Origin of the sequence: Stenotrophomonas sp. SI-NJAU-1, from assembly GCF_020883215.1 — a bacterium.
GTDB lineage: Bacteria > Pseudomonadota > Gammaproteobacteria > Xanthomonadales > Xanthomonadaceae > Stenotrophomonas > Stenotrophomonas indicatrix.
Genome location: NZ_CP086598.1, coordinates 2,177,396 through 2,202,582 on the forward strand (window position 1 = coordinate 2,177,396; position 25,187 = coordinate 2,202,582).

Genomic DNA, 25,187 nt, shown 5'->3' on the forward strand with positions numbered 1-25,187 from the left:
TCGGGGAAGGAGGCGCGCGCCGCCGGATCAGTCCGGCGGCGCGGCAAGCGGGCTCAGGCGGCCGCGCTCAGCTGGTGGCCTGCGTCTGCGCGTTCGGGCGCCAGGTGATCAGCTTGTTCTCGACCACATCCAGCAGTGCGTCGATGACCAGCACGAAGGCGGCCAGGATGATGATGCCGGCGAACACGCCCACCGCATTGAAGTTGCCCTCGGCCTGGGCAATCAGGTAGCCCAGCCCTGCCGAGGCACCGAGGTACTCGCCGATGATCGCTCCGACCACCGCGAAACCGACGGACGTGCGCAGCGAGGACAGGATCCAGCTGGCCGCCGCCGGGAAGTACACGTGACGCAGCAGATCGCTGCGGCCCGCCCCCAGGATGCGTGCGTTGGCCAGCACCACCGGGTTCACTTCACGCACGCCCTGCATGGCGTTGAAGAACGTGGTGAAAAACACCAGCGTGACCGCCAGCGCCACCTTCGACCACAGCCCAAGGCCCAGCCACAGCACGAAGATCGGTGCCAGCACCACACGCGGAATCGCGTTGAAGCCCTTGATGAACGGGTCCAGGATGCGTGCCGAGCGTCGGCTCAGGCCAAGCCACACGCCACCGGCCACGCCCAGCCCGGTGCCGATGATGTAGCCCAGCGCGGTTTCGGTCAGGGTGATGTAGACGTGCTGGTAGAACGAGGTGTCGGACAGCCAGGTCCACGCCTGCTGCACGATTGCCGTTGGCGAGGGGAAGAAGAACGGATCGATCACGCCCAGCGCGATGCCGCCTTCCCAGCCGCCGAATACGGCGACCACCAGGGCCAGCTGGATGAATTTGTCAGTCTTGGCGTGCATAGCTCTTCTCCACTTCGCCGCGCAGGCAGGCCCAGATGTCGCGGTACAGGTCGGTGAATCGTTCGTCCAGCTTGATTTCGGCCACGTTGCGCGGCCGTTCCAGGTCCACGTCGAAGCTGCGCACGACGCGGCTGGCGGGGCCGGAGGACAGCACCACCACGCGGTCACCCAGCGCGATGGCCTCTTCCAGGTCATGGGTGATGAGGATCACCGAGCGCCGGTCCTCCTGCCACAGCCGCAGCAGTTCGTTCTGCATCAGGTGGCGGGTGTGGATGTCCAGCGCCGAGAACGGCTCATCCATCAGGATCACCTTCGGTTCGACGATCAACGCCTGTGCCATCTGCACGCGCTTGCGCTGTCCGCCGGACAGCTGGTGCGGGTAGCGATGCTCGAAGCCGGCAAGGCCGACCTTGGCCAGCCAGGCATTGGCCTTGGCCTTGCGCTCGGCTTCGGGCACGCCACGAAAGCGCAGGCCCAGCTCGACGTTCTGGTACGCGGTCTTCCATGGCAGCAGCGCATCCTGCTGGAACAGATAGCCGACAGATTCCTGCACGCCGCTGACCTTGCGGCCGTCGATGGCCACCTCGCCGGACGATGGCGTGAGCAGACCCGCCACGGAATTGAGGATGGTGCTCTTGCCGCAGCCGGTGGGGCCGACGATGGCGAGGAACTCGCCGTCGCCCACCTGGATGTCGACGTCACGCACGGCGGTGAATTCGCCGAAGGACATGGTCACCTTGTTGATGGCGACCATGGTCTGTGCAGGCTCCAGCTGTGGCGCGCCATTGAGCTGGCGCACGGTGGCATTGAGGGCCATGGGGTTACCTCCGCTTAACGTTGGGCTGCCGGCGCCGCAGCGTGGGCACGCTCGACGAAGGCATTGGTGTAGGTCCTGGACAGATCGATGTTGGCCTTGGCCACATCCGTGTTGAACTCGCGCAGCACCTTCAGCGGCGTTTCCAGGTCGGCCGCGGTGAAGTGGCCATCGGTGGTGAAGATCGCGCGGGCGTTCTCCACGGCGCGGGCATAGGTGGCGCGGTCGCCGGAGACATAGCTGTCAGGCAGGGCTGCGACGATGTCCTCGGCGCTGTTGTCGGCGATGAACTTCAGCGCCATCTGCTCGGCACGGGCGATCTTTTCGGCCGCTTCCGGGCGCTTGTCCAGGAAGCTCTGGTTGGCGTACATCACCGAAGTCGGGTACAGGCCGCCATAGACCTGTCGTGCGCCGTCATCACTGCGTGCGTCGAGAATGATCTTCCCTACCTTGCGTTCGGTGATCAGGGTGGCGGCAGGATCGTAGTTCACCAGCAGGTCGATCTTGCCCTGCTCCAGCGCGGCGACCGCAGCGGCACCGGAACCCACGCCGATCAGCGAGATGCTGTCGACCGGGATGTCATGCTGGGCCAGGAAATGGCGAACGAAGAAGTCGGACGAGGAGCCCGGTGCGGTGATGCCGACCTTCTGGCCCTTGATGGTCTGCGGGCGCGCCGGATCGAACGTGGCGTCTTCGCGGCCGGCCATCACCAGGCCGGAATTGCGCGAGAGCAGTACGAAGGCGACCACGTCCTTGCCCTTGGCCTGCATCTGGATGGTGTGGTCGTAGAAGCCGACGGCCACGTCGGTGGAGTTGGCAACCAGCGCCTGCAGTACCTTGGAGCCGCCCTGGGCGAAGTTCTCGGTCTTCACTTCCAGGCCGACGTCCTTGAAATAGCCCTTGGCGTCGGCGATGAAGAACGGCAGGTTGTTGAGGTTGTAGGAACCGACGCTGATGCGTACCGGGGCATTGTCGCCGCCGCGCGCGGAACCACCGGCCGCACCGGCGTCCGGCTTGCTGCATCCGGCCGCGGCCAGGCCGACCGCGCACAGCGCGGCCATGAAGAACTGCTTGTACATCATCCCTCCCAGGAGTGAAGCATCTACGTTGTGGTGGCGGGCAAGCACAGCCGTGCCGGCCCGACCGGTTTCAGATCATGCCGCTGACGTCCATTGGCGGGCTTGGGTAGCACTGGCCCTGGCGGGCGCGGGCGAAGTGGCGAACACACGACCTTCAAACAGACGACGTGCGGTGCGCACCACGCTGGCGATCACCGGCGCGTCGTCCGCGCTGCGACTGAGGCCCACCTCCAGGGCCCCACTCGGATGTTCGAGGGTAATGCTGCCGGGCAGCGGCAGGCACCCGACCAAAGTGTGGGCCAACGTGCCCGAGGTGACGGCGGCGGTCGCGATGCCCACCGCGCCGGTAATGGCCAGCGCGGTGTGGCACTGGTGTGGCATGAAATAGCGCACCTGCAGCTGCCCGCCATGTTGCGGTGCGGACAGCAGCACCGGCTTGGGAATGACCTTGCTGCCGGCGTCGGCGATGCCCATTCGGGCGCCGGCCTCGATACGCAACGCCTCCAGCCGCGCCATGAACGCGGCATCCGCATTCAGTTCGCCAGGTGACGCATCACCGCGTACGCCCAGGTCCTCAGCGTGCACCAGCATCATCGGCATCGCGCAGTCGATCAGGCTGACCGGCACGCCGTCGATGGTTTCCTGCGCATGGCCACTGGGCAGCAACTTGCCGGTCCGTGCGCCTGCCGCATCCAGGAAGGACAACCGGACCGGAGAGGCCGAGCCCGGCGCTCCGGCAATGCGGGTGTCGCCACGGTAGACCACGTTGCCGCCCGGCGTTTCCACCGTGGCGATGATCAGCTTGCCGGTGTTGACGTTGTGGACGCGCACTTCGGTCCGCGGGTCCTGGGCCTGCACCAGCCCGCGCTCGATTGCATACGGGCCCACCGCCGCCAGCATGTTGCCGCAGTTGGGCGAGGTATCCACCACCTGCTGTTCCACCCGCACCTGGGCGAACAGATAGTCCACGTCGGCATCGGGGTGGCTGGAGCGGTCGATGATGGCCACCTTGCTGGTCAGTGCGTTGCCGCCGCCGATGCCGTCGATCTGCAGCGGGTGGCCCGAACCCATCACCTCCAGCAGCAGGCGGTCGCGTTCGGCGGTGTCCGCCGGCAGGTCGCTGGCCAGGAAGAAGGGGCCCTTGGAGGTGCCGCCACGCATGAGCACGCAGGGAATGCTGAGCAGATCGTTGGACATACGTGTGTTAGATTGATGCGTATAGGGGATGAATGACCCCTCTGTGATTCGATACTGGCATGACCCCAATTGATCTGTGAATTGCTGATTTTTGGATGATTGATACCTGATGAGCATCAATTGCGAGATTCTCGATCTGCGCGCCTTCCTGCTGGTATCGGAAACCCGCAGCTTCCATCGCGCGGCAGAGATCCTGCACGTCTCCCAGCCGGCGCTGAGCCGTCGCATCCAGAAGCTTGAGCAGGCCGTGGGTTCACCGTTGCTCGAGCGCACCACGCGCAGTGTCAGCACTACGGCCGTGGGCGAGAACCTGCTGCCGCTGGTGCGGCGCATGCTGGAGGAATTCGATGGCTCGCTGTTCTCGCTGCGCGGCCGCGAAGACACCCGCGGCGCCACGGTGACCATCGCCTGCCTGCCCACGGCGGCGTTCTACTTCCTGCCGAGCGTGATGGCGCGCTTCCACGAGGCGCATCCGAACGTGCGTTTCCGCATCCTGGATATTCCGGCCACCGAGGGCCTGCAGGCGGTGGAACGCGGCGAAGTCGAATTCGGCATCAACTTCATGGGCGCCAATGATCCCAACCTCGATTTCGACGTGCTGGCCGAGGATCCGTTCGTGCTGGCATGCCGGCGTGATCATCCGCTGGCCCGCAAGCGCACGGTGGAATGGGCTGATCTGGCCGAGCACCAGCTGATCACCGTGCATCGCACCAGTGGCAACCGCACACTGCTGGACGGCGCATTGGCGCGCGAGAACCTCAAGCTGAGCTGGCATTACGAAGTGACTCACCTGTCCACTTCGCTGGGCATGGTCGAGGCCGGTATCGGAGTATCGGTGCTGCCGAAAATGGCAACCCCTGATGGCGATCATCCGACGCTGGTGACGCGCTCGATCGGCAACCCGGTGGTGTCGCGCACCATTGGCATCGTGCGCCGTCGGGGTGCCCTGCTCTCGCCCACCGCAGAGCGGTTCCTGCAGATGCTGATGAGCCAGTGGCGCGTGGAGAACTGAGCGCGCCCTGGTGCGTATGGGGTGTAATGGCAGCCTGCTCTCCAGCCATATGAGCAGTGCAGCGGCCCCGGTGCAGATTACTCGGCGTAGCTGGCGGTGTTCTTGCCGTGCCGTTTGGCGTGATAGAGCGCCTTGTCCGCCTTCGCCAGCCAATCCTCTGCGCTGCCCGTGCCAGCCGCTGCGGCGATGCCGATACTGACGCTGAACTGGATATGGGCTGTTTCAGGGGCGCCCGGCTCCTGCAGGTAGTGCCTTATCTGATCGGCCACATCCATGGCCTCTGCCGGTATCCGCTGGCGCAGCAGGACGGCGAACTCATCACCGCCCAGACGCGCCGGCATGTCGCCCGGCTGGGCCAGTTGGCGTAGCACCACGGCGATGCGGCGAAGCACCTCATCGCCGGCACGATGGCCATGCGAATCATTGATCCGCTTGAAATCATCAACATCGATCATCAGCAGGCACGCGTCGCCGCCGTGGTGCTGCCCCGTCTGCAGCACCTGCTGGGCGCGCTGGATCAGGAAGCCGCGGTTGGCCAGCTCGACCAGCGGATCCATCCGGCTCAGGCGCTGCAGTTGGCGGTTCTGTGACTTCACCCGGCGCGCCAGCCGCCAGCTCAGCACGCTCAACCCGATGCCGTAGACGAACAGGAAAGGCAGGCTGAGGACAACCGTGCGCTGCGAGGTGATGGGTTGATAAGGCAGGCCCAGGGCAAGCCAGGTGGCGGCGAATCCGATCACCAGGGCCAGGGTTGCCCTCGTTGCCAGGCGGATGCCGCCGGCGGCGATCTTGTCGGCCACCAGCAGCGCGGCAAACAACGCACTGGGCACCGTGCTGAGGGCCATGAAGGCGACCCATGCGCCTCCAAAGAGAGAGTCGACGATCATGCAGCGGAACTGCGCTGCTGCAGGTTCGCGGGCGCGACGTGTCAGGAGCATCGCCAGCGCCGGCCATGCGAGGGCGTTGAGCAACAGCAGCACCCAGGGGGCAGCATCCGTCTGACGCTCCAGAATGATCGAGGCAATCGGAAGCGCGCCCAAGCCGTTTCCCACGAAGCGCATCCAGCTGATGCGCCGGGCTGCACCGACGCCCTCGACGGCGACTTCTGTTGAGTCAGTGAAGAACGGCATTGCCAGCTCTCCTGATGATCACTCCCCTGCAATGCACCCGGACACCCCTTTGTGCGCGAGTCTGACATCTATGCGTCAACGACAGGTCAATGACGCAAGGAGTGCTGCCATCGCAGCCGCATGCCGAGGCTGCGCACATGGGTTGATGGGCCGTGCGGCAGCCCTTCATCCGCCTGTGTTGCAGCGTTAACGCCCCGTGGCAGAGGCTGGTCAACACGCCCGAGGAGCACTCCAGTGAACGAGAAGAAGCTGCAGGATGACCTGCCTTTCAACCCTGGCGCCGACGTGGACGATGCGTCGAAGAGCCATACCCCGGACAGGCTCAGGAATGACAAGGCGACATGGAAGGAGCACGACATGCCCGATGATGGTGATGACCCCAAAGCTACGCCCGACGACTACGAACGGCCTGATCCCGATCCGACCGGGTAGGCACGGCCAATTGAAGCCAACGGTGCGTGCCACGCGACATGGCGGGCCTCCTTGCTGAAGGTGCGCCCGCAGAGCGCGCTGTAAGCGCGCGCCGGATCGCGTGTTGCCGGCCAGCGGCCGGCACTACCGGACGCGACGCATGGGTAGCGCCGGGCCATGCGCGGCGGACGCGAAGATGGGTTGCGCCGGGCCATGCCCGGCTGACGCAAAGATGGGTAGCGCCGGGCCATGCCCGGCGGACGCGAAAAGCAGAATGGCCGGCAGGCATTCGATACGGCAGAGCTGCCGCGGACGATTGCATGGCGCTGCGAGGAAGCGATGATCAGCTGGCGTCGACGCCAGCCGGATCGCCATCGCTGCCGATCTCCCAACGCAGCTCGAAGTTCAGTTCCAGCTGTTGTCCCGGCTGCAACCGGGTTGGCGCCAGCGTGAATCCGTCGGGTGGGCCGGTCTGCGGCTCCACGCAGGTGGCGTGCGCTGCCCCGTCGTAGACCACCCAGTGATCGGTGTCGGCGCTCAGCCGCAGCCGCTGGCCGGCGGCAACCAGCATCACTTCGGCCGGGTTGATGAAGCAGTCATCCCACGGCCCCTGCGTTGGATGCACGCAGGGCAAGGTGGCGATGCCCTCCCCGTCGCGCGGGTACATAGCGCTGGGTGCGAACAGCAGTCGATCCGGCTTGCGGAACCAGGGATGCCAGCCAAGCACGGCTGGCATTGCCATGGCGCCGGCCTGCACCGCGAGGCGCAGCTTCAGGCGGTCGGGCTGCACGAGGAGGTGCTGTGATGCCCTGCCCCCGAAGGGCCAATAGGCATCCTCAGGGAGGTCCAGCGACAGCGAGGCGCCGTCCGGTTCAAGGCGGTCGATGCGCCAGGGCCGTGAGAAGCCGACGCCATGAATGGCGTGCATTCCGAAGTTCACCGGCAGCTGATAGGGCCTGCCTTCGAAGGCGAAGCGCCCCTGCCGGATGCGCCCGGCCCAGGGCAGCATGGGATAGCACCCCCACGCAATGCTTGCCTGCCCTACTTCATGTTCGTCGACGAGCCAGTCCACACCGTCGCAGCGTAGTTGGGCGATGCGCCCACCAGCTTCCGGTGCGAGCGCGACCTCCAGCCTGCCTGCGCGCAACCAGTGCAGTGGGCCGGCAGGCAGCGCCGCCTGCGCATCATCCATGGGCGAAGTCGGCTCAGGTGCCATAGGGATGGATCGTCCGGATGCTGCCGTCTGCTTCCATGTGCAGCGGTGTGCACTTGACCGAACGCAGGTGGGTGACCCCGCCGGACAACAACGCGTCGTGATAGAACAGGTACCACCGCCCCTGGAACGCACAGATGGAGTGATGGGTGGTCCAGCCCACCACGGGGGTGAGAATCACGCCGCGATAGGTGAACGGCCCGTACGGGCTGTCGCTGGTGGCATAGCACAGCAGGTGCGTATCACCCGTGGAGTACGACAGGTAATACCGGCCCTGGTGCTTGTGCAGCCACGGTCCTTCGAAGAAGCGACGGGCATGGTCGTCGGCGCGCAGCGGCTGCCCGTGCTCGTCCAGGATGATGATCTCCCGGGTGGGTTCGGCAAGCCGGGTCATGCAGGCGTCCAGTCGCCCGATACGCGGGCCCAGTGCCTGCGCGTCGCCGGCAGGTTCTTCATGCGCCGGGTCGTAGCGGTTGTCGCGATACTTCTGCAGCTGGCCACCCCAGATGCCACCGAAACAGAGGTAGTGCGTGCCGTCGTCGTCCTCGAACACGGCCGGGTCGATCGAGTACGCGCCCTTGATGGGTTCGGGCTCTGGAGTGAACGGGCCCTCCGGCCGATCCGCCGCCGCAACGCCGATACGGAACATGCCGTGGGCGTCCTTGGCCGGGAAGTACAGGTAATAGCGGCCATCGCGGGAGGCGGCATCCGGTGCCCACATCTGCTGGCTGGCCCAGGGCACGTCGCGCACATGCAGCGCCACGCCGCAGTCGGTGGCCTCGCCCTCGGGTGTGTCCATCCGCAGCACGTGGTAGTCCTGCATGCCGAAGTGGCCGCCCTCATCGTCGAAGGGTGTGCCGCTGTCGATGTCGTGCGATGGATAGATGTACAGCCGCCCCTCGAACACATGGGCCGAAGGGTCGGCCGTGTAGATGTGGCTTACCAGGGGCTGGGAGATGGCGTGCGCTGCCAGTTGCTGCAGATCGCTGCCCTGGCGCCGCGACTGCAGGTCCTGCTCGATGCGGGTCTCCATGCGCTTGTTGATCTCGTAGAGGAAGAGCAGCGCTACTGCAGCCAGGAACGGCAGGGAGCAGTACACGCTTACCGTCAGGCGGATGCCATCCACCACGGCTTCGGGCTGTTGCGGTGCGCCTGCCTGGTAGCCGTGATGGGCAAGGATGCCAGCTACCAGCGCGCCACCGATGCTGAGCCCGATCTTCAGGCCACACAGCATCGCCGAGAAGACGATGGCGGTGGCACGGCGATGGTTCTTCCATTCGGAGTAGTCGGCGACGTCGGCGATCATCGCCCACAGCAGCGGGATGGTGATGCCGTAGCAGAACCCGTGCAGCATGAAGGCAGCGAAGGCCACGGCGACCGCCGTGGGCGGGAAGAAATAGAACGCCAGCAGGAACACGGTGGACACCAGCAAGGCACCGCCAAAGACATCACGCTTGCCGAAACGGTCGGCCAGGCGGCGCGATACGCCGATGCCCAGGATCATGCAGACGATGCCGCAGGCGTTGAACAGGCTGAAGGCCGATGTTGCCGGATCCTTCGGCCAGGCGAAGCCGGCCAGGCCCAGACCGCTGAGTGCCGCATTGATGGCGCCGATGCAGCGGTTGAAGCCGGAGCTGTCGAGGAAGCCCGCCAGGGCGGTCTCGCTCATGTAGTACTGGAAGTAGTAGACGTAGGTGCCGCCCTTCAGCGACAGGTTGATGAAGACCAGGATGGTCAGCGCCAGCATCACCTTCCACGGGCGGTTGCGCAGCAGGTCGGACAGGTCCTGCAGCACCCCGGCAGTCTGTTCCTTCGCCGGTACGATGCGCTCGCGCGTGGTGGCGAAGGTGATCAGGAAGAACACCGTTCCCACCACCGCAAATACCGTCATGACCCGCTCGAAGCCCAGCACCCGGTCGCCGTCGCCGAGGATCAGCACCAGCGGCAGCAGCAGGACCTGGATGATGAACTGCGCGATCATCACCGCCACGAAGCGGTAGGCCGACAGGCTGTTGCGCTGGGCCATGCTGCCGGTGAGCACGCCACTGAGTGCCGAGTACGGCAGATTGTTGGCCGCATACACGAGCATCAACAGGCCGTACGTGGCCAGGGCGTAGACGACCTTCGCGCGCGGCGCCAGGTCGGGGGTGCTGAAGGCCAGCAGTGACAGCACCCCGAAGGGAATGGCCGTCCACAGGATCCACGGCCGGAACTTGCCCCAGCGGCTGACCGTGCGATCGGCGGCGATGCCGATCAACGGCGTGAACACGAAGGCACCGAGCACGCCGATCACGAAGATGATCGTGGCGGCCGTGGCGGGCGGCAGCCGGTACACATCGGTGTAGAAGAACGCGAGGTAGGTGATCAGCGTCTGGAAGATCAGGTTGGCGGCCAGGTCGCCCAGGCTGTAGCCGAGTTTCTCCCGGATGGACAGCGTGTGCCCGGTGCTTTCCATGCGGCGCGCATCAGTCACGGTTGGTCTCCACGGTGAACCCGGCCTTCGCGCGGATGTCGGCGCTGGAGCTGCCCACCCATGCCTCGTACGCGCCCGCCGGCACGGCATAACCCCCGCGCGCGTCGTCATAGTGGCGCAGGGCCTGCTGCGCTTCCAGGTTGAACACCACGGTGCGCCGCTCGCCTGCGGCCAGGTGCACACGCTGGAAGCCGCGCAGTGTCTGGCGTGCGTCGCCGGGGCCGGCCTGCAGCCGTCGCACATACAGCTGGACCACTTCGTCGCCGGCGCGCTTGCCCGTGTTGGCGATCTCGACCTGCACCTTGAGTGTCCCGTCGTTGGCGATGCGCGTTGAATCGAGCTGCAGCCTGCCGTAGTCGAAGCGGGTGTACGACAGCCCGTGCCCGAACGGATACAGCGGGGTACCGCGGAAGTAGCGGTAGGTGCGTCCTTCCATCGTGTAGTCGTCAAAGGCCGGCATCGCCTCGTCCGCCTTGTAGAAGGTCACCGGCAGGCGCCCGCCCGGATTGACGTCGCCGAACAGCGCCTGGCCGACGGCAGTGCCGCCGCGTTGCCCGGGATACCAGCTCATCAGGATGGCGGACAGATTCTGCTGCGCCCAGTCCACCGCCATGGCCGAGCCGCCGGTGAGGACCATCACCACCGGTTTGCCGGTGGCATGCAGCGCTTCCAGCAGCGAGCGCTGGGGCGCGGGCAGGCGCAGGTCGGTACGGTCACCGCCGGCGAAGCCCGGGTAGTTGACCTTCATTTCTTCGCCTTCGACGTCCCCGGTGAGGCCGCCCACGAACACCACCACATCGGCGTTGCGCGCGGCCTCCAGTGCCGCTTCGAACGGCGGCTTGGCGCCGGGCATGCGCCACCCCAGGCGGACGCCGGCATCGCGCTCGGCGTCGAAGTACTCAAGCCTCAGGTCATAGGCGCGGCCGGCCTGCAGGTCCAGTTCCACGCCATCGCCGTGCAGGCGATCACTGTTGGCCCAGTGGTCCAGCACACGCTTGCCGTCCACGTAGAGGCGGAAACCATCGTCGGCGGCCGCCTCGATCCGGTAGCGCCCCGAGACGGGCGGCAGCAACTGGCCAGTCCAGCGGATGCTGAAACCATCGCTGGGGATGCCCTGCCCCGGCGCGGCTTCACCACGGGCCAGCAGGTTGTCGGTCGGGGAACCTCGGTCCCAGCGGAATCCGATCTGGGCATCGGTGCGGACCAGGGCCGGAGTGCCGGAAAGATCGGCGGTACGGAAATACTCGCCGCGCAGCCCGCGCTCCGGCGAGTCAGCCGACGGGCGCAGGTAGGTCGCTTCGATCAAGGGTGTGGCGCTGGGATCGTCGCGCCCTTCAACCAAGTCCACGCCGCGTGCGTAGCTCACCTCGATTCCCTTGGCGGCATCGCGGATGCCCTGCAGGAGGGTGACCGGCGCGGCCGGGGTGCCGAAGTAGTTGCCGAGCAGTGCCATGGTGTCATCGGCCGTGGGGCCGATCACGGCGATGCGCTTGAGGTTGCGCGACAGCGGCAGCACGCCATCGTTCTTCAGCAGCACCAGCGATTCCTGGGCGGCCTTCAGGGCCAGCGCATCATGCGCCGGAGCCTGGTTGACCGACGCGGGAATCTGCGCCCAGCGCACGCGCTCGGGTGGGTCGAACATGCCCAGCCGCATCCGCGCGGCAAACAGGCGGGTCACCGCATCGTCGATCTCCGCCTCGCTGATCAGGCCCTGCCGCACCGCCGCCGGCAGCGTGGCGTATTCCTGGCCGCACTCCAGTTCGGTGCCGTTCTTCACTGCCAACGCGGCAGCCGCCTCGCGGCTGGGAACGATCCGGTGATGTTTCCAGATGTCGACGATGGCCCAGCAGTCGGACACCACATAGCCCTTGAAGCCCCAGTCGCGGCGCAGCACGTCGCGCAGCAGGAACCGGCTGGCGCTGGCGGACTCGCCGTACACCCTGTTGTAGGCGCCCATCACCGCGTCCACCTGCCCCTCTTTCACCAGCGCCTCGAACGCGGGCAGGTAGGTGTCGTACAGGTCGCGCTTGCTCGGGCGCGCATCGAAGTGGTGGCGGTCGGCCTCGGGGCCACTGTGCACGGCCAGGTGCTTGGCGGTGGCGTCGAGCTTGCGGTACACCGGGTCATCGCCCTGCAGGCCGTGCACGAAGGCCACGCCCATGCGGGCGGTGAGGTACGGGTCCTCGCCGTAGGTTTCCTGGCCGCGGCCCCATCGCGGGTCGCGGAAGATGTTGATGTTCGGCGACCAGTAGGTCAGCCCCTGGTAGCGGCCATGCGAGCCCTCACGGAGGAACTGGTGATGCTTGGCACGGGCTTCGTCGCTGATGGTGCTGGCCACCTGCCCCATCAGCGGCACATCGAAGGTGGCCGCCAGGCCGATGGCCTGCGGAAACACGGTGGCCTGCCCTGCCCGCGCCACGCCATGCAGGCCTTCGTTCCACCAGTCGTAGGCGGGAACGCCCAGGCGCTCGATCGCGGGCGCGGCGTTCTGCATCTGCGCTGCCTTCTCCTCCAGGGTCATCCGGGCGACCAGGGCAGCGGCGCGGTTTTCGAAGCTGGCCGAGGTGTCGAGCCAGGGCGCGGGCTCGGCTGCATAACCCGTGCCCGCCAGCGCGATGGCAGCGCCCAGGGCCAGCGTGCGGAAGATGGGAGTGCGCGTCATCATTTGCTCCTCAATGCACGCTCGTCGCGCGCGAATGGTCCCAGCAGGGCGCCGACGAAGCCGCCTGCACGATCCGTACTCAACACCGTTCCGTCCACGTCATCGGCCAGTGTCTGCCAGCCACGCCCGTCGCCGCTGTCGAAGGCGAACGCATAGCGGCCTTCGTCACCGGCGATCTTCAGGCGCAGCGATGTCGCTGCCGTTGCCTGGCGCGTTGCCAGGGTGCGGGTGACACCGCCGCCGTCGCGCGCTTCCAGGAAGACCGCCACGCGGTCACCGCCGAGGCTGCGCACGCCAAGGAAATACCAGTGGGTCTCGCTCTGGAACGCTGCCAGGCCTGCGGCCACGCCCGCCGCCGGCCGGGTCATGGCCGTGCTGGATTCGAAGCGCAGGTGCTGCTGGCGCCGGCCGAGGAACGCGGGGTTGCGCAGCGTATCCAGGTTCTCCGCCAGCGGATGCACGGCCAACGCCCCCGGTCGCTCGCGCAGGTCCGCCCACGGCTGCCTGGGGACGCGCACGCGCAGCCAGCCGCTGCCGAGTGTGGGCGCATCGAATTCGTCGCGTTCGGTGAAATTACCGGTGGACGGCGCCTGCGCCGCTTCGCCCTGCATCCAGGAGGGCGCTCTGGCCGCATACGGAATGGCCTGGTTGGCCGGCAGGATCACCGGCCAGCCGTCACGCCATTGCACCGGCAGCAGATAGGTCTCACGACCGGTGTTGTAGTGGCGCGTGTCGTAGTTGCGGCTGGCAAGGAACACCGCCCACCATGAGCCGTCCGGCCCCTCCACCAGATCCGCATGCCCGGCATTGGTGATCGGCAACGGCCTGTCGGCGGGCAGGTCGCGCTGGGTGAGAATCGGATTGCCCGCATACGGCACGTAGGGCCCCCACACATCACGGCTGCGCAGCACCACCTGCGAATGTTGCGGCCCGGTGCCGCCTTCCGCGTCGGAGAGGTAGTACCAGCCATCGCGTTGGTAGATGTGCGGCCCCTCGATCCAGATCGGGTTGCTGGCCGGCTCCACCCCGCCGTCGATCAACACCTTGCGGGGGCCTACCGGGGTGAATGTCGCCAGATCCATCTGCTGCATCCAGATGGCACGGTGGCCCTCGTAACGTGGCGGGCCGGGCGGTACATCGTTGTTGAGCAGATACACGGTGCCGTCGCTGTCGAAGAACAATGATGGATCGATCCCATCGATGCCAGGCAGCCAGTGCGGATCGGACCAGGGACCGGCAGGATCACGGGCGGTAGCGATGAAGTTGCCGCCGCTGTCGACGGCCGTGGTGACCACGTAGAACATGCCGTCGTGGTAACTGATGGCCGGTGCGAAGATGCCGCGCGACACGCCCAGTCCGTCGAAGTCCAGCTGCGACGGTCGGTCGATCACATTGCCGATCTGTTTCCAGTGCACCAGGTCCACGCTTTCGAATACCGGGATGCCCGGGAAGTAGGTGAAGCTGGAATTGACCAGATAGAAGCGCCCGTTTGCGGCGACGATGCTGGGGTCGGCATGGAACCCGGCAAGAATCGGGTTGCGATAGTGCCCGGCCGGCAACGGCGCATCGAAGGCCGCGTCGCGACCGCTGTACTCGAACCAGTCGAAGTAGACCGGCGGCGCGGGCGGCGCTGCCCACGCCTGCGGCAGGAACGACATCAACACGAGTACTGGAGCCAGCAGCAGACGCATCAGGGAACCTCCGCAGGGGTGATGGAAAGCTCGAACGGGCCGGCGGGCGCCCCGTTGCTGTCGCGCAGGGTGCACACCGGGCCATCGGCCCAGCAGTAGCGCACGCGCCCGCCCGCGTCAGCCAGCGGGCTGCGCAGCACGACGTCGTGCCCGTCCAGCACCGCGTCGGCGTAGCGGCAGTGGTGCGCATCGGCGTCGCACAGCTCGAAGCCGATGGGGCCGTTCGCGCCGGTCGTGACCAGGGCGCCGGTGATCCCGTTGAAGCGGATACGCACGCCGGCGCGCGTGGCCGATGCTGTGTGTGCAGTTGGGCCGGCGGGCGCCAGGCTGCGCTCGCCATAGACCACATGGCGCGCTGCCCGCGCCAGCCGCCGGCCCAGTTCCTGCTTGTTCGGCGGGTGGATGTCGTAGGCATCGCCGATGTCGATGGCCACGGCCAGCCCGGTGCGCGGGTCTTCCGCCGCAGCGAGCCGCTGCGCCTCGCGCACCTGCGCCCAGCCACTTTCAACCGGCGCCACGGGCGGCTGGCCATAGCCGGCCAGCTGCACCAGCAGCAGCGGCGTGTGCGCGCCGAATCGCCGCCGCCAGTCGTCACGCAGGCTGCGCAGGCGTGCGAGGTATGCCGGTGCGTCACCGGTGTTGGATTCACCCTGGTACCACAGCATGCCGCGCAGGCCATAGGCACCCAGCGGCGCAATCATGCCGTTGTACAGCGTCGACAGTCCCGTGGCGGCGTGCCACGGTGCCAGCGGCGGCGCCTGTGCGCCGGGTGCCACCCGGTACTGCCAGCGGGCATTCAGCTCGATGCGCGTACCGTCATCCAGGCCGATGGCGTGCGCGCTCGCGGGCCCTGCAAGACCACCCTCGCCGTAGGTGTCCAGCACATTGATCACCACGGTGTTGGCGCCGGCTTTCAGCAAGCCAGCCGGCAGCGCATAGCTTCGCCGCTCGCCCGCACCGTACTGGCTGCCCACGGCCACGCCGTTCACCCAGGTCATGTCCGTCTCGTCGATGGGGCCGAGCTCAAGCTGTGCGCGCTTGGCTGCCTGGTCGGCGCTCAGTGTCACCTGGGTGCGATACCAGACCATGCCGTTGTAGCCGGCCAGCGCTGGCACACCCCAGCGCTCCCACGCCCCGAGCGTAGCGGGTGCGCGTTGCCATCCACGGCTGTCGTTGCCTGGCTGCCAGGGTGCATCGGCGGCGACGGCATCGGCGCGTGTTGTCCACCAGTGTTGCCACTGCTGGCCCCAACGTTCGTTTGCCGCAGCCGGATCACGCGCGTACAGCGCGAGCACGTCAAGCGCTGGGCCCAGGCCACCCTGCGCGCGCAGGGCATTGCTGCTGGTCCAGGCCTCGATACGCGAGCCGCCCCACGCTGCCTGGATCAGCCCCATCGGAACATCGACGCTCTTGCGCAGTTCACGCGCAAAGTAGAAACACGCGGCGGAAAAATCACGTACGGTGTCCGGTGACGCGGGGCGCCAGGCCACAGACGCGGAAAAATCACTCCGTGGTGAAACCGCCGCCGCCCTCGGCACGGTGAACAGGCGGATCCCCGGTTCCGTGGCGGAGGCGATCTCGCTGCCTGCATCGAGCGCGCGCCACACCGGAAGCTCCATGTTCGACTGCCCGGAACACAACCAGACATCGCCGATCTGCACGTCGCGCACGATCTGGCTGGCATGCCCGGACCGGACCGACATTTCGTAAGGTCCGCCGGCTGCGGCAGGCGGCAGCGTTGCATGCCAGCGGCCATCGCCAGCCGCATGCGTGCTGACAGTGCGCCCTGCAAACGCCACGGAAACCGAGTCGCCCGGCGTGGCCTGGCCCCATACCGGAATCGGCCGGTCACGCTGCAGCACGGCGTGATCCTGGAACAGCGGATGCAGCAGCGCCGTCCCTGGTTCCTGTGCCGCTGCACGCGTGGCGCAGCCGCCCATGGCAACCAGCAGCAGCCAGCCCACCCACGACGTCGGCTTCATCGGCCATCTCCTGGCGCGGAGGGAAACTGCAGGGTCTGGTACCAGGCCAGCGGATGCGGCGGCGCGGCTTCGCCTGCGGGCAACGGCCTACCGCTCACCGACTGGAAGTACGCCACGCTGGCATCGCGCCACCACTGTGCTTCGCGCTGCTGGATACGCAGGAAGGCCGTGACCTGCGCATGTCGTTGCGCATCCACCTTGCCCTGCAGCCCCGCCCAGGTGGCCTGCATGCCCTGCACCTGCCGTACCCCCTGCGAGTAGCGCCCGACCAGTTCGTCCCACAACGTCCGCCCAGAGGCCATGCGGTGATCCCACGGCACGTGGTGGAACCACAGCAGCAGCGGCTCCGGAACCCGCGCCAGGTCGCCGTACTGCTCGGCCACGCCGGGGGAATACTGGGCCACGGCGTTGCTGCCGCGCGCGGTGCGGTCGAAGCCGATGCCGTTGCGATCCGCACGGTGGTAGTACACCGACGTCCAGTCCGCGCGCGGGCCACCATCGCCCCAGGGACCGGGACCATGGTGGTGCCCCCGCGCCATCAGGTGGTGCAGGCCCAACGGCGTCATGTAGTTCACCGCGGCCTCGCGCGAGGCCATCATCATCCCGACGATGGGCTGCACCACGCCGGGATCGGCCGAGAACGTCAGCGCCGCCCAGTCCGCCGCGATGTCCTGGGCCGATTGCCGTGGATCCCACGCAAGACGCCCGAAGGCGTACCAGTTGGCCTGGTCGAAGTGCGATCCACTCCAGGTGCGGTCGGTGCCGATGTTGGCGACCCCGGCCATGCCGGCCAGGGACTGCGCCACGATGGCCCCCCTGCCGCGTGTGCGGGTGTCGGCCCGCAGCACTTCCTCGTACAACGGCCCCAGGTAAACCAGATGCGTGGCAAAGCCCAGGTACTCCTTGGTGATCTGCACTTCCATCACCAGCGGCGTGCGCGGCATGGCCCCGAACAGCGGATGGAACGGCTCGCGTGGCTGGAAGTCGATGGGCCCGTTCTTCACCTGCAGCACCACGTTCGGGCGGAACGCGCCATCCAGGCCGGCGAATTCGCTGTAGGCCTGCGTGGCCCGGTCCGCAGGAACGTCGTGCGCATAGACGAAGGCGCGCCACATCACCACGCCGCCGTGCGGGGCCAGCGCATCGGCCAGCAGGTTGGCGCCGTCGGCGTGCGAGCGGCCGTAGTCCTGCGGGCCGGGCTGCCCTTCCGAATTGGCCTTCACCAGGAAACCACCGAAATCGGGAATGCGCGCGTAGATCTGCTCGGCTTTGTCGCGCCACCAGCGTTGCACGGCCGGGTCGAGCGGATCGGCGGTGTCGAGCCCGCCCAGCTCGATGGGTGCGCTGAAGCGTGCACTCAGGTAGACACGGACGCCGTACGGACGGAAAAGATCGGCCAGTGTTGCCGCTTTGTCGAGATAGTCCGGCGCAAGACTCTGTGCGTTTGCATTCACGTTGTTGAGCACGGTGCCGTTGATGCCTACGGATGCGTTGGCGCGTGCATAGTCGGTGTAGCGCGGGTCGCGCCACTCCGGCAACGTCTGCCAGTCCCACAGCGAACGGCCTGCGTAGCCACGTTCGACATGGCCATCCAGGTTGTCCCAGTGATTGAGCATGCGCAGCCGGAGCCGCGGCGATTGACGCACATCGAGGGCGTCCAGTGCCGCGCCCGTCTGCAGCAGCCGCAGCAGGTGGAACACCCCGTACAGCACGCCGATATCCCGCGGTGCGGCGACCAGCAGCACATCGCGTCCGCCCACCTGTGTGCGCTTGAGCAGGTAGCCCTCCTCGCCCAGCGACTGCATCTGCGCACGCAACGGCGCGATCAACGCCGACGACTGCGGCGTACCCAGCACCAGCATGGGGCCGGTGGCTGCCGTACCTGCCAACTGCGGAGCGCTGCCGAGCAGCCCGGCCAGTCCACGCTGCAGTTCATCGCGCGCGGCGCGCTGCGTGGCTGTGTGATCAGGGGCCACCACCTGCCCCAGGCGGGTGCGGTAGCCGGCAGCGAGGGCCGGCTCAAGCGGGACGTAGCGCATCCACAGGGCATGGCCATCCTCTGCGCGCGCGTCGCCGATGCAGGCCAGCAGCACCAGCACAGCAGCAAACATCCAATGACACCGCTCGCCATCCAGACCGGACCGTTGGGCGGCCAGCAAACCTTGTAAGCTCCTGACGTGCGCGGGCTTCGGCAGCGTCACAGAGAAGAACGGGAGCGCGTATTGGACAAGCCGAAGAAATCGGTCCGCCGCAAAACCAGTGGCGTGACGATCGACGAGGTGGCGGCCCTGGCCGGAGTGTCGCCGATGACGGTGTCGCGGGCGATCAACCAGGGCAAGGTGCGCGACGTCACCCGCGAGCGCGTGATGCGCGCAGTGCGTGAGCTGGGCTATACGCCCAACCTCGCCGCCAGTTCGCTGGCCGCCGCGCAGCACACGCGTATTGCACTGATCTACACCGACCCCAGCGGTGCCTATCTGCGCGAACTGCTGGTCGGCCTGCTGCGCGTCGCGTCCAACGCTGCCATCCAGCTGGTCATCGACTACTGGGACGAGCCGGGCCCCGCGGCCCAGCGCAAGGCCGCGCGTGCCCTGGCCGGACGGGTGGACGGCGTCATCCTGCCGCCGCCGCTGTGCGAATCGAAGCCCGTGGTGACCGAGCTGGTCAAGGCCGGCATCCCGGTGGTGGCGATCGCGCCGGGTCACCTCGGCAATGACATTTCCTGTGTGCGCATCGATGACTTCCACGCCGGCAGGGAATTGGCTGAACACCTGATCCAGAACGGCCACCGCCGCATCGGCTTCATCTGCGGGCGCACCGACCTCAGTGCCAGCGCGCGGCGCTATGACGGCTTTGTCAGCGCGCTGCACGACGCCGGGCTGGAGGTCGACCCCGCCCTGGTCGAACAGGGCGACTACACCTACCGCTCCGGGCTGGCCGCTGCCGAGAAACTGCTGTGCCAGCCCAGGCCGCCCACGGCGATCCTGGCCAGCAACGACGATATGGGCGCGGCGGCGATCTCCGTCGCGCACCGGCGTGGCCTGGAGGTGCCCCGCGACCTGTCGGTGGTGGGCTTCGATGACAGCTCCGCCGCCACGACGGTCTGGCCCGAGCTCACCACCATCCATCAGCCCATCGCCTCGATGGCCGATGCCGCCATCGAGATCCTGCTGCGCACCATCCGCCGCCGCAGCGAGGGCGTGCGCGTGTTGACCGACCACGTGGTGCCGCACCGGCTGGTGGTGCGCGATTCGGTCACGCGCCCACCCGGTTCCCGATAGCGCAGGACGCAGCGTCACCGTCACGCGCCTGCGCACCCGATGCTGGTCTCCGCCTCGTTCAGGGCGCCCAGCGCGACCCGAGACACCGACAATGTCATCGCCCCCGCCGTTCCGATCGACCACGGGCGATCCAGCTTGCCGACATCCGCACCTGCGGCTGCAAGGCACTTCAGCGGCACGCCCACGCGCGTCCATTGGCCCACCGGCAGTTTTGCCAGCGTCGGCGTGAGCGCAATGCGGGCCGAGCAGCCCGTGCCGCAGCCCACCGCCAACCAGGCCTCGCCACGGGGTGCAGACTCCACCCGCAGCGTGGTCAGCAGCATCAGATCGCCGTTGCTTTCGCGCTGCAGGTCCAGTGCCGTGTGCGACTGCAGCGCGGCAACTGCCTCAGCCTTGCCCGACCAGGCCAGGCGGCGGCCGTCTTCCTGTGCCAGGTGGTCCACGCCGGTGACCTTGAGCAGATCGCCCTCCAGGGCCTCCGGCACCTTGGTGACCGTAACGCCCTGCCCCGTGCTGTTCTGCAGGCGCAGAGCCATGCCTGAACCGGCTTCGCCGCGCGCGAAGAACACGCCGGCGGCACCTTCATTGCCGGTTACCCCGGAGACTTCCGGCAGCGCCGCCAGATAGCCGTTGTCGGCGTAGGACAGGCCGAAGCCGAAGGCGAACTGCGGGTTGTAATCCTTCTGCCCCACATTGTTGGCGTACTGCGTCGCAGTGCGCGGCCAGCTGAAGCTCAACCTGCCCTTGAAATCGTGCTGCACGCTGCCATCAGGCCCGCGCAGCAGCACGTCGGCAACACCGGCACCTTCCGAACCGGGCAGCCACGCCGCCACGAACGCATCAGCGGCGTTGATCTCGCGGTTGACCCACAGCGGGCGTCCGCTCAGGAACACGGCCACCACCGGAATGCCGTCGGCCTTCAGCCGCTTGATCAGGTCAAGGTCGGCATCGTCCCCCGGCTTGTAGGCCAGCGTCGGCAGATCGCCCTGGAACTCGGCATACGGGCTCTCGCCGAATACCACCACGGCCACATCCGGCTTCGTTACATATTTCCCATCGACCGCCAGCACTGCCTCGCCACCCGCGGCCGACGCCTGCTGGGCGATGCCCTCGTAGATCGTGTCCGCATTGGGGAAGTCCTTGCGGGTCGTGCCGGTGCCCTGCCAGTTCAGCGTCCAGCCGCCGGCCTGCTTGCTCACGTCGTTGGCGCCGTCACCGGCCACCAGGATCCGTTGCGTGGGCGACAGTGGCAACACGCCCCCCTGGTTCTTCAGCAGTACCAGCGATTCGCGCACCGCCTGCCGTGCCAGCGCACGATGTTCCGGTGCGCCGATGAGGGCGAACTGGCCGCCGACCGCACGTGTGGACGGCTTACCGGCCTCGAACAGACCCAGTCGCATCTTGACGCGCAGGATCCTACGCACCGCCTCGTCCAGCCGTTGCTGGCTGATGGTGCCGTTCTTCACGGCGGCCAGCGTGGTCTCGTAGAAGCCCTTCCAGCTGTCCGAGGCCATGGCCATGTCCAGGCCCGCATTGATGGTGGCCGGGCAATCGGTGGTCGTGCAGCCCTTGACCTGCCCGTGGCCGTTCCAGTCGCCCACCACGAACCCACCGAAGTGCATGCGGCCCTTCAACGCATCGGTCAGGTACTGCCTGTGACCATGCATTTTTTCGCCGTTGACGCTGTTGAAGGAGGCCATGACGGTCTGTGCGCCTGCAGCGATCGCCGGCGGATACCCGGCCGCGTGGATGCGCACCAGGTCCGCTTCGCCGATCCGGGTATCACCCTGGTCCTTGCCATCGGTAGTGCCACCGTCGCCGAGGAAGTGCTTCACCGAGGCGATCACATGACGACCATCGAGGAACGCGGGCGTACCCACTTTGCCCTGCAGGCCTTCGACCATTGCACCGGCATAGCTGGCCACCACCTCGGGCGATTCGGAATAGCCCTCATAGGTGCGCCCCCAGCGGTCGTCCTGCGGTACCGCCACGGTCGGTGCGAACGCCCACTCCATCCCGGTCGCACGGGTCTCCAGCGCGGTCACCTCGCCGATCCGGCGCAGCAGATCCGGGTTGCGGGCCGCGCCCAGGCCGATGTTGTGCGGGAACAGTGTCGCGCCGATGATGTTGCTCTGCCCGTGCACGGCATCGATGCCGAACAGCACCGGGATGGCTTTGCCGCCGGTGGAGGTGTCCATCGACGCTGCGTAGAACGCATCGGCCAGCGCGAGCCATTCGGCCGGCGCGGCATCGTAACGGCCACCGGGATCGGAATTGCCGCCGGCCAGGACCGAGCCCAACCGATAGCGGCGCACGTCGTCGGGGGTGATGCTGGCGATATCGCCCTGCACCAGCTGGCCGACCTTTTCCTCCACCGTCATGGTGTCCATCAGGTCGGTGACGCGCTTCTCCAGCGCGGGGTCCTCGGCCAGTGGCCAGGCGACCTGCGGCCACGGGTCCGGCGTCGCGGCTGCAGTTGCAGCAACGTTTTCATCCTTGCCGCAGGCCGCCAGTGCCAGCAGCAGCGTGGTCAGCAGCACGCCAGCGTGGGCGCGGCCAACGTGTCGATGGGTCATCGCGTTCATCCTTCCATCTGCTCCAGTTCCTTGCCCTTGGTTTCGTGCACGTACCTGAGCACGAAGAACACCGAAATGACCGCCGCCACCAGGTAGATGCTGTACGTGGCCGCCAGCCCGGTGGCGGCCAGCAGAATCGGGAAAGTCACGGTGACGGCGAAATTGGCGGTCCACTGCGCCGCACCGGCCACCGCCAGGCCCGAACCGCGGATCTGGTTGGGGAACATCTCGCCCAGCATCACCCACATCACCGGGCCCCACGAGATGTTGAAGAACACGACATAGGCATTGGCCGCCACCAGCGCCAGCGTGCCCATGCCTGCAGGCAGCTGCAGATGCGTATCGACCAGCGAGCCGCTGGCGAATGCGGCCACCAGCAGTGCCAGTGACACCGCCATGCCGGCCGAGCCCACCCACAGCAATGGCTTGCGCCCGATGCGATCGATCAGCAGCACGGTGACGATGCAGGCGCCGATGCTGAGCGCACCGGACAGCACGTTGATCAGCAGCGCATCGTTCTCGGAGAAGCCGACGGCCTGCCAGAGCACGGCACCGTAGTAGAACACCACGTTGATGCCGACCAGCTGCTGGAAGGTCGCCAGGCCGATGCCGACCCAGACAATCGGGCGGATCCTGCCGGTGGCCTTGTTGCGCAGGTCCGACAGCCGCGGCCGATGGTGGTCGCTCGACAGCGAAGCGTCGATCTCGGCAAGCTTGGCCTGCGCCTCGACACCGCCGTACAACCGCGCAAGCACCTGCAGCGCCTGGTCCTTGCGGCGCTTCACCATCAGGTAGCGCGGGCTTTCCGGAATGGTCAGCAGCAGTGCCAGGAACAGCAGCGAGGGCACGGCCTGCATCCAGAACATCCAGCGCCACGCTGCGTGCCCGCCCCACAGTGCCTCGGTGGATGCACCGGCGGTGGCCGCCAGCAGATAGTTGGACAGGAACGCGACGGTCAGCCCGCTGATGATGGCGATCTGCTGGACCGTGGCGAGTCGGCCACGGTAGCGCGCCGGCGCGACTTCGGCGATGTAGGCCGGGGAGATGACACTGGCGGCCCCCACCGCAAAGCCCCCCAACACCCGCGCGACGATGAACATCGCCGAGGAGGATGCGGCGCCAGCGCCGATCGCCGACAGCAGGAACAGCACTGCCGAAACGATCAGCACGTTGCGGCGGCCGAGACGGTCGGCCAGCCGGCCGGCGCTGAAGGCACCCACGGCGCAGCCCAGCAACATCGAGGCGATCTCGAACCCCTGCATCCACTCGCCGGATCTGAACGCCTGGTGCAGGCCGTCCTGGGTGCCGTTGATCACGCCGCTGTCGAACCCGAACAGGAATCCGCCAATCGTCGCCACCACGCTGATCAATACGATCAGCCGGGTGTTCTCTCCACCGCTCATTGCCTGCTGCATTGCCGTGCCCCTCCCCGGTTCGGTGTCATCGATGCGAGCCGCTGTGCTCAACGCAGCAGGTACTGGTTGATCAGGTTCTCGTAGCGCTCCTGCTTGCCGCTGATCTGCCTGGGCTCGCCGCCCTTGGCACCCAGCGCAGCCAGTTCTGCCAGACTGAGCGCGCCGCGCGCGAAGTCCTTGCCGGCACCACTGTCGAAGCTGGCGTAACGCTCCTTGCGCCACTGCTCCAGCGGCGAGTCGTTCAGCAGCGCATGGGCCACTTCCAGCCCGCGGGCGAAGGCATCCATGCCGCCGACGTGGGCAATGAACAGATCTTCCAGGTCGGTCGATTCACGGCGCACCTTGGCGTCGAAGTTCAAGCCGCCTTCCAGACCGCCCTGGCGCAGCACCACCAGCATCGCGCCCACGGTGTCGTACAGGTCGGTGGGGAACTGGTCGGTATCCCAGCCGTTCTGGGCGTTGCCGCGGTTGGCGTCGATGCTGCCGAGCAGGCCGTGGTCCGAGGCGACCTGCAGATCGTGTTCGAAGGTATGGCCGGACAGTGTCGCGTGGTTGGCCTCGATGTTGAGCTTGAAATCCTTGTCCAGCCCGTGTTCCTTCAGGAACCCCACCACGGTGGCGCTGTCGAAGTCGTACTGGTGCTTCATCGGTTCCATCGGCTTGGGCTCGATCAGGAAGTTGCCCTTCAGGCCGATGCTGCGGCCATGGTCGCGCGCCATGGTCAGGAACCGCGCGAGGTGGTCGACTTCGCGCTTCATCTGGGTATTGGCCAGCGCGGCATAGCCTTCGCGGCCGCCCCAGAACACGTAATGCTCGCCGCCCAGTTCAACGGTGGCCTCCAGCGCCGCCTTTACCTGCACGGCGGCACGCGCCACCACTGCGAAATCCGGGTTGGTGGACGCACCGTTCATGTAGCGCGGGTGCGAGAACAGGTTGGCCGTGCCCCACAGCAGCTTCATGCCGGTTGCATCCTGGCGCGCCTTGGCCAGGCCCACCATGTGCTTCAGGTTCTTTTCGTACTGCCCGACATCCTCGGCGTCCGGCGCCAGGTCGATATCGTGGAAACACCAGTACGGCACGCCCAGCTTGGTGAAGAACTCGAATGCCGCGTCCACCTTCGCCTCGGCGGTCGCCATCGGCGAGCCGGCCTCCCAGGGGAAATGACGGGTACCCGGACCGAACGGATCGTGCCCGGCATTGCAGAAGGTGTGCCAGTAACAGACTGCAAAGCGCAGATGTTCCTGCATGGTCCTGCCGCCGATGACCTTGTCCGCGTCGTAGACCTTGAACGCGAGCGGGTTGTCCGAGCCCCGGCCTTCGAAGGGAATGCGGCCGATGCCGGGGAAGTATTCCTTGGCGCCGATGAAAGGTTGCGTGCTCATGGTGCGTCTTCCTGTCGTTGTGCGA

17 protein-coding genes and 1 pseudogene are annotated in these 25,187 nt (G+C 67.0%); 3 read left to right on the forward strand and 15 right to left on the reverse strand.

Annotated features, from left to right (window positions below; all coding sequences use genetic code 11):
- Positions 1–67: 67 nt before the first annotated feature.
- The 4 genes from LMF57_RS10050 to LMF57_RS10065 form a co-directional block, all read right to left on the reverse strand.
- Entirely contained in the window at positions 68–844 is a 777-nt protein-coding gene (locus LMF57_RS10050; RefSeq protein ID WP_032974771.1) for an ABC transporter permease, read from the reverse strand.
- Positions 828–1,661, reverse strand: coding sequence for an ABC transporter ATP-binding protein (locus LMF57_RS10055; RefSeq protein ID WP_032974770.1), 834 nt, complete (start codon positions 1,659–1,661; stop codon positions 828–830). The genes LMF57_RS10050 and LMF57_RS10055 overlap by 17 nt, the downstream gene beginning before the upstream one ends.
- A 14-nt stretch (positions 1,662–1,675) precedes the next feature.
- On the reverse strand, positions 1,676–2,737 hold the full coding sequence (locus LMF57_RS10060) for an ABC transporter substrate-binding protein (RefSeq protein WP_032974882.1): 1,062 nt from the start codon (positions 2,735–2,737) through the stop codon (positions 1,676–1,678).
- Between the two features lie 75 nt (positions 2,738–2,812).
- On the reverse strand, positions 2,813–3,934 hold the full coding sequence (locus LMF57_RS10065) for a 4-oxalomesaconate tautomerase (RefSeq protein ID WP_229291330.1): 1,122 nt from the start codon (positions 3,932–3,934) through the stop codon (positions 2,813–2,815).
- Positions 3,935–4,043: 109 nt separating this feature from the next.
- On the opposite strand from LMF57_RS10065, the gene LMF57_RS10070 reads away from it, so the two are divergent.
- Positions 4,044–4,946, forward strand: coding sequence for a LysR family transcriptional regulator (locus LMF57_RS10070; protein WP_033831088.1), 903 nt, complete (start codon positions 4,044–4,046; stop codon positions 4,944–4,946).
- A 77-nt stretch (positions 4,947–5,023) separates the two neighbouring features.
- Here LMF57_RS10070 and LMF57_RS10075 read toward each other — a convergent pair whose 3' ends face one another.
- On the reverse strand, positions 5,024–6,076 hold the full coding sequence (locus LMF57_RS10075; RefSeq protein ID WP_229291331.1) for a sensor domain-containing diguanylate cyclase: 1,053 nt from the start codon (positions 6,074–6,076) through the stop codon (positions 5,024–5,026).
- A gap of 249 nt (positions 6,077–6,325) precedes the next feature.
- On the opposite strand from LMF57_RS10075, the gene LMF57_RS10080 reads away from it, so the two are divergent.
- Positions 6,326–6,508: a hypothetical protein gene (locus tag LMF57_RS10080; protein WP_117311905.1), complete on the forward strand. Its 183-nt coding sequence runs from the start codon at positions 6,326–6,328 to the stop codon at positions 6,506–6,508.
- 322 nt (positions 6,509–6,830) lie between these two features.
- On the opposite strand, the gene LMF57_RS10085 is transcribed toward LMF57_RS10080, so the two are convergent.
- The 7 genes and pseudogenes from LMF57_RS10085 to LMF57_RS10115 form a co-directional block, all read right to left on the reverse strand.
- A complete protein-coding gene (locus LMF57_RS10085) occupies positions 6,831–7,703 on the reverse strand; it encodes an aldose epimerase (RefSeq protein WP_229291332.1) in 873 nt (290 codons plus the stop codon).
- Entirely contained in the window at positions 7,693–8,709 is a 1,017-nt protein-coding gene (locus tag LMF57_RS10090) for a glycoside hydrolase family 43 protein (RefSeq protein WP_324255967.1), read from the reverse strand. The genes LMF57_RS10085 and LMF57_RS10090 overlap by 11 nt, the downstream gene beginning before the upstream one ends.
- A pseudogene (locus LMF57_RS10095) lies at positions 8,683–10,155 on the reverse strand (MFS transporter); the annotation flags it as partial. The pseudogene LMF57_RS10095 and the gene LMF57_RS10090, both read right to left, overlap by 27 nt.
- 10 nt (positions 10,156–10,165) lie before the next feature.
- Positions 10,166–12,835 carry a glycoside hydrolase family 3 C-terminal domain-containing protein gene (locus LMF57_RS10100; protein WP_345778098.1) on the reverse strand — a complete coding sequence of 890 codons (2,670 nt, stop codon included), beginning with the start codon at positions 12,833–12,835 and terminating at the stop codon, positions 10,166–10,168.
- Positions 12,835–14,526 (reverse strand): glycoside hydrolase family 43 protein, encoded by a 1,692-nt coding sequence (locus tag LMF57_RS10105; RefSeq protein WP_229291334.1) that lies wholly within the window; start codon positions 14,524–14,526, stop codon positions 12,835–12,837. The genes LMF57_RS10100 and LMF57_RS10105 overlap by 1 nt, the downstream gene beginning before the upstream one ends.
- A complete protein-coding gene (locus LMF57_RS10110; RefSeq protein WP_229291335.1) occupies positions 14,526–16,508 on the reverse strand; it encodes a sialate O-acetylesterase in 1,983 nt (660 codons plus the stop codon). Before LMF57_RS10110 ends, LMF57_RS10105 begins: the two co-directional genes overlap by 1 nt.
- Positions 16,505–18,619: an alpha-glucuronidase family glycosyl hydrolase gene (locus LMF57_RS10115; RefSeq protein ID WP_229291336.1), complete on the reverse strand. Its 2,115-nt coding sequence runs from the start codon at positions 18,617–18,619 to the stop codon at positions 16,505–16,507. The genes LMF57_RS10110 and LMF57_RS10115 overlap by 4 nt, the downstream gene beginning before the upstream one ends.
- Before the next feature lie 111 nt (positions 18,620–18,730).
- Between LMF57_RS10115 and LMF57_RS10120 the strand changes: the two genes are divergently transcribed.
- A complete protein-coding gene (locus LMF57_RS10120) occupies positions 18,731–19,789 on the forward strand; it encodes a LacI family DNA-binding transcriptional regulator (protein WP_229291337.1) in 1,059 nt (352 codons plus the stop codon).
- Positions 19,790–19,809: 20 nt separating this feature from the next.
- Here LMF57_RS10120 and LMF57_RS10125 read toward each other — a convergent pair whose 3' ends face one another.
- From LMF57_RS10125 to xylA, 3 genes are read right to left on the reverse strand one after another with little or no spacing between them, the layout of a single operon-like run.
- On the reverse strand, positions 19,810–22,374 hold the full coding sequence (locus tag LMF57_RS10125; protein WP_229291338.1) for an exo 1,3/1,4-beta-D-glucan glucohydrolase: 2,565 nt from the start codon (positions 22,372–22,374) through the stop codon (positions 19,810–19,812).
- Positions 22,371–23,780, reverse strand: a complete 1,410-nt coding sequence (locus LMF57_RS10130; protein WP_208082855.1) for a sugar porter family MFS transporter — start codon at positions 23,778–23,780, stop codon at positions 22,371–22,373. The genes LMF57_RS10125 and LMF57_RS10130 overlap by 4 nt, the downstream gene beginning before the upstream one ends.
- 47 nt (positions 23,781–23,827) lie before the next feature.
- Positions 23,828–25,162: a xylose isomerase gene (gene xylA / locus LMF57_RS10135; RefSeq protein ID WP_208082856.1), complete on the reverse strand. Its 1,335-nt coding sequence runs from the start codon at positions 25,160–25,162 to the stop codon at positions 23,828–23,830.
- Between the last annotated feature and the right edge of the window lie 25 nt (positions 25,163–25,187).

Coding starts and splice junctions, on each gene's coding strand:
- LMF57_RS10105 (WP_229291334.1), bottom strand. CDS start 14,526: ATGCGTCTGCTGCTGGCTCCAGTACTCGTGTTGATGTCGTTCCTGCCG.
- LMF57_RS10110 (WP_229291335.1), bottom strand. CDS start 16,508: ATGAAGCCGACGTCGTGGGTGGGCTGGCTGCTGCTGGTTGCCATGGGC.
- LMF57_RS10100 (WP_345778098.1), bottom strand. CDS start 12,835: ATGACGCGCACTCCCATCTTCCGCACGCTGGCCCTGGGCGCTGCCATC.
- LMF57_RS10085 (WP_229291332.1), bottom strand. CDS start 7,703: ATGGCACCTGAGCCGACTTCGCCCATGGATGATGCGCAGGCGGCGCTG.
- LMF57_RS10115 (WP_229291336.1), bottom strand. CDS start 18,619: ATGTTTGCTGCTGTGCTGGTGCTGCTGGCCTGCATCGGCGACGCGCGC.
- LMF57_RS10075 (WP_229291331.1), bottom strand. CDS start 6,076: ATGCCGTTCTTCACTGACTCAACAGAAGTCGCCGTCGAGGGCGTCGGT.
- xylA (WP_208082856.1), bottom strand. CDS start 25,162: ATGAGCACGCAACCTTTCATCGGCGCCAAGGAATACTTCCCCGGCATC.
- LMF57_RS10125 (WP_229291338.1), bottom strand. CDS start 22,374: ATGAACGCGATGACCCATCGACACGTTGGCCGCGCCCACGCTGGCGTG.
- LMF57_RS10130 (WP_208082855.1), bottom strand. CDS start 23,780: ATGCAGCAGGCAATGAGCGGTGGAGAGAACACCCGGCTGATCGTATTG.
- LMF57_RS10050 (WP_032974771.1), bottom strand. CDS start 844: ATGCACGCCAAGACTGACAAATTCATCCAGCTGGCCCTGGTGGTCGCC.
- LMF57_RS10055 (WP_032974770.1), bottom strand. CDS start 1,661: ATGGCCCTCAATGCCACCGTGCGCCAGCTCAATGGCGCGCCACAGCTG.
- LMF57_RS10070 (WP_033831088.1), top strand. CDS start 4,044: ATGAGCATCAATTGCGAGATTCTCGATCTGCGCGCCTTCCTGCTGGTA.
- LMF57_RS10065 (WP_229291330.1), bottom strand. CDS start 3,934: ATGTCCAACGATCTGCTCAGCATTCCCTGCGTGCTCATGCGTGGCGGC.
- LMF57_RS10060 (WP_032974882.1), bottom strand. CDS start 2,737: ATGTACAAGCAGTTCTTCATGGCCGCGCTGTGCGCGGTCGGCCTGGCC.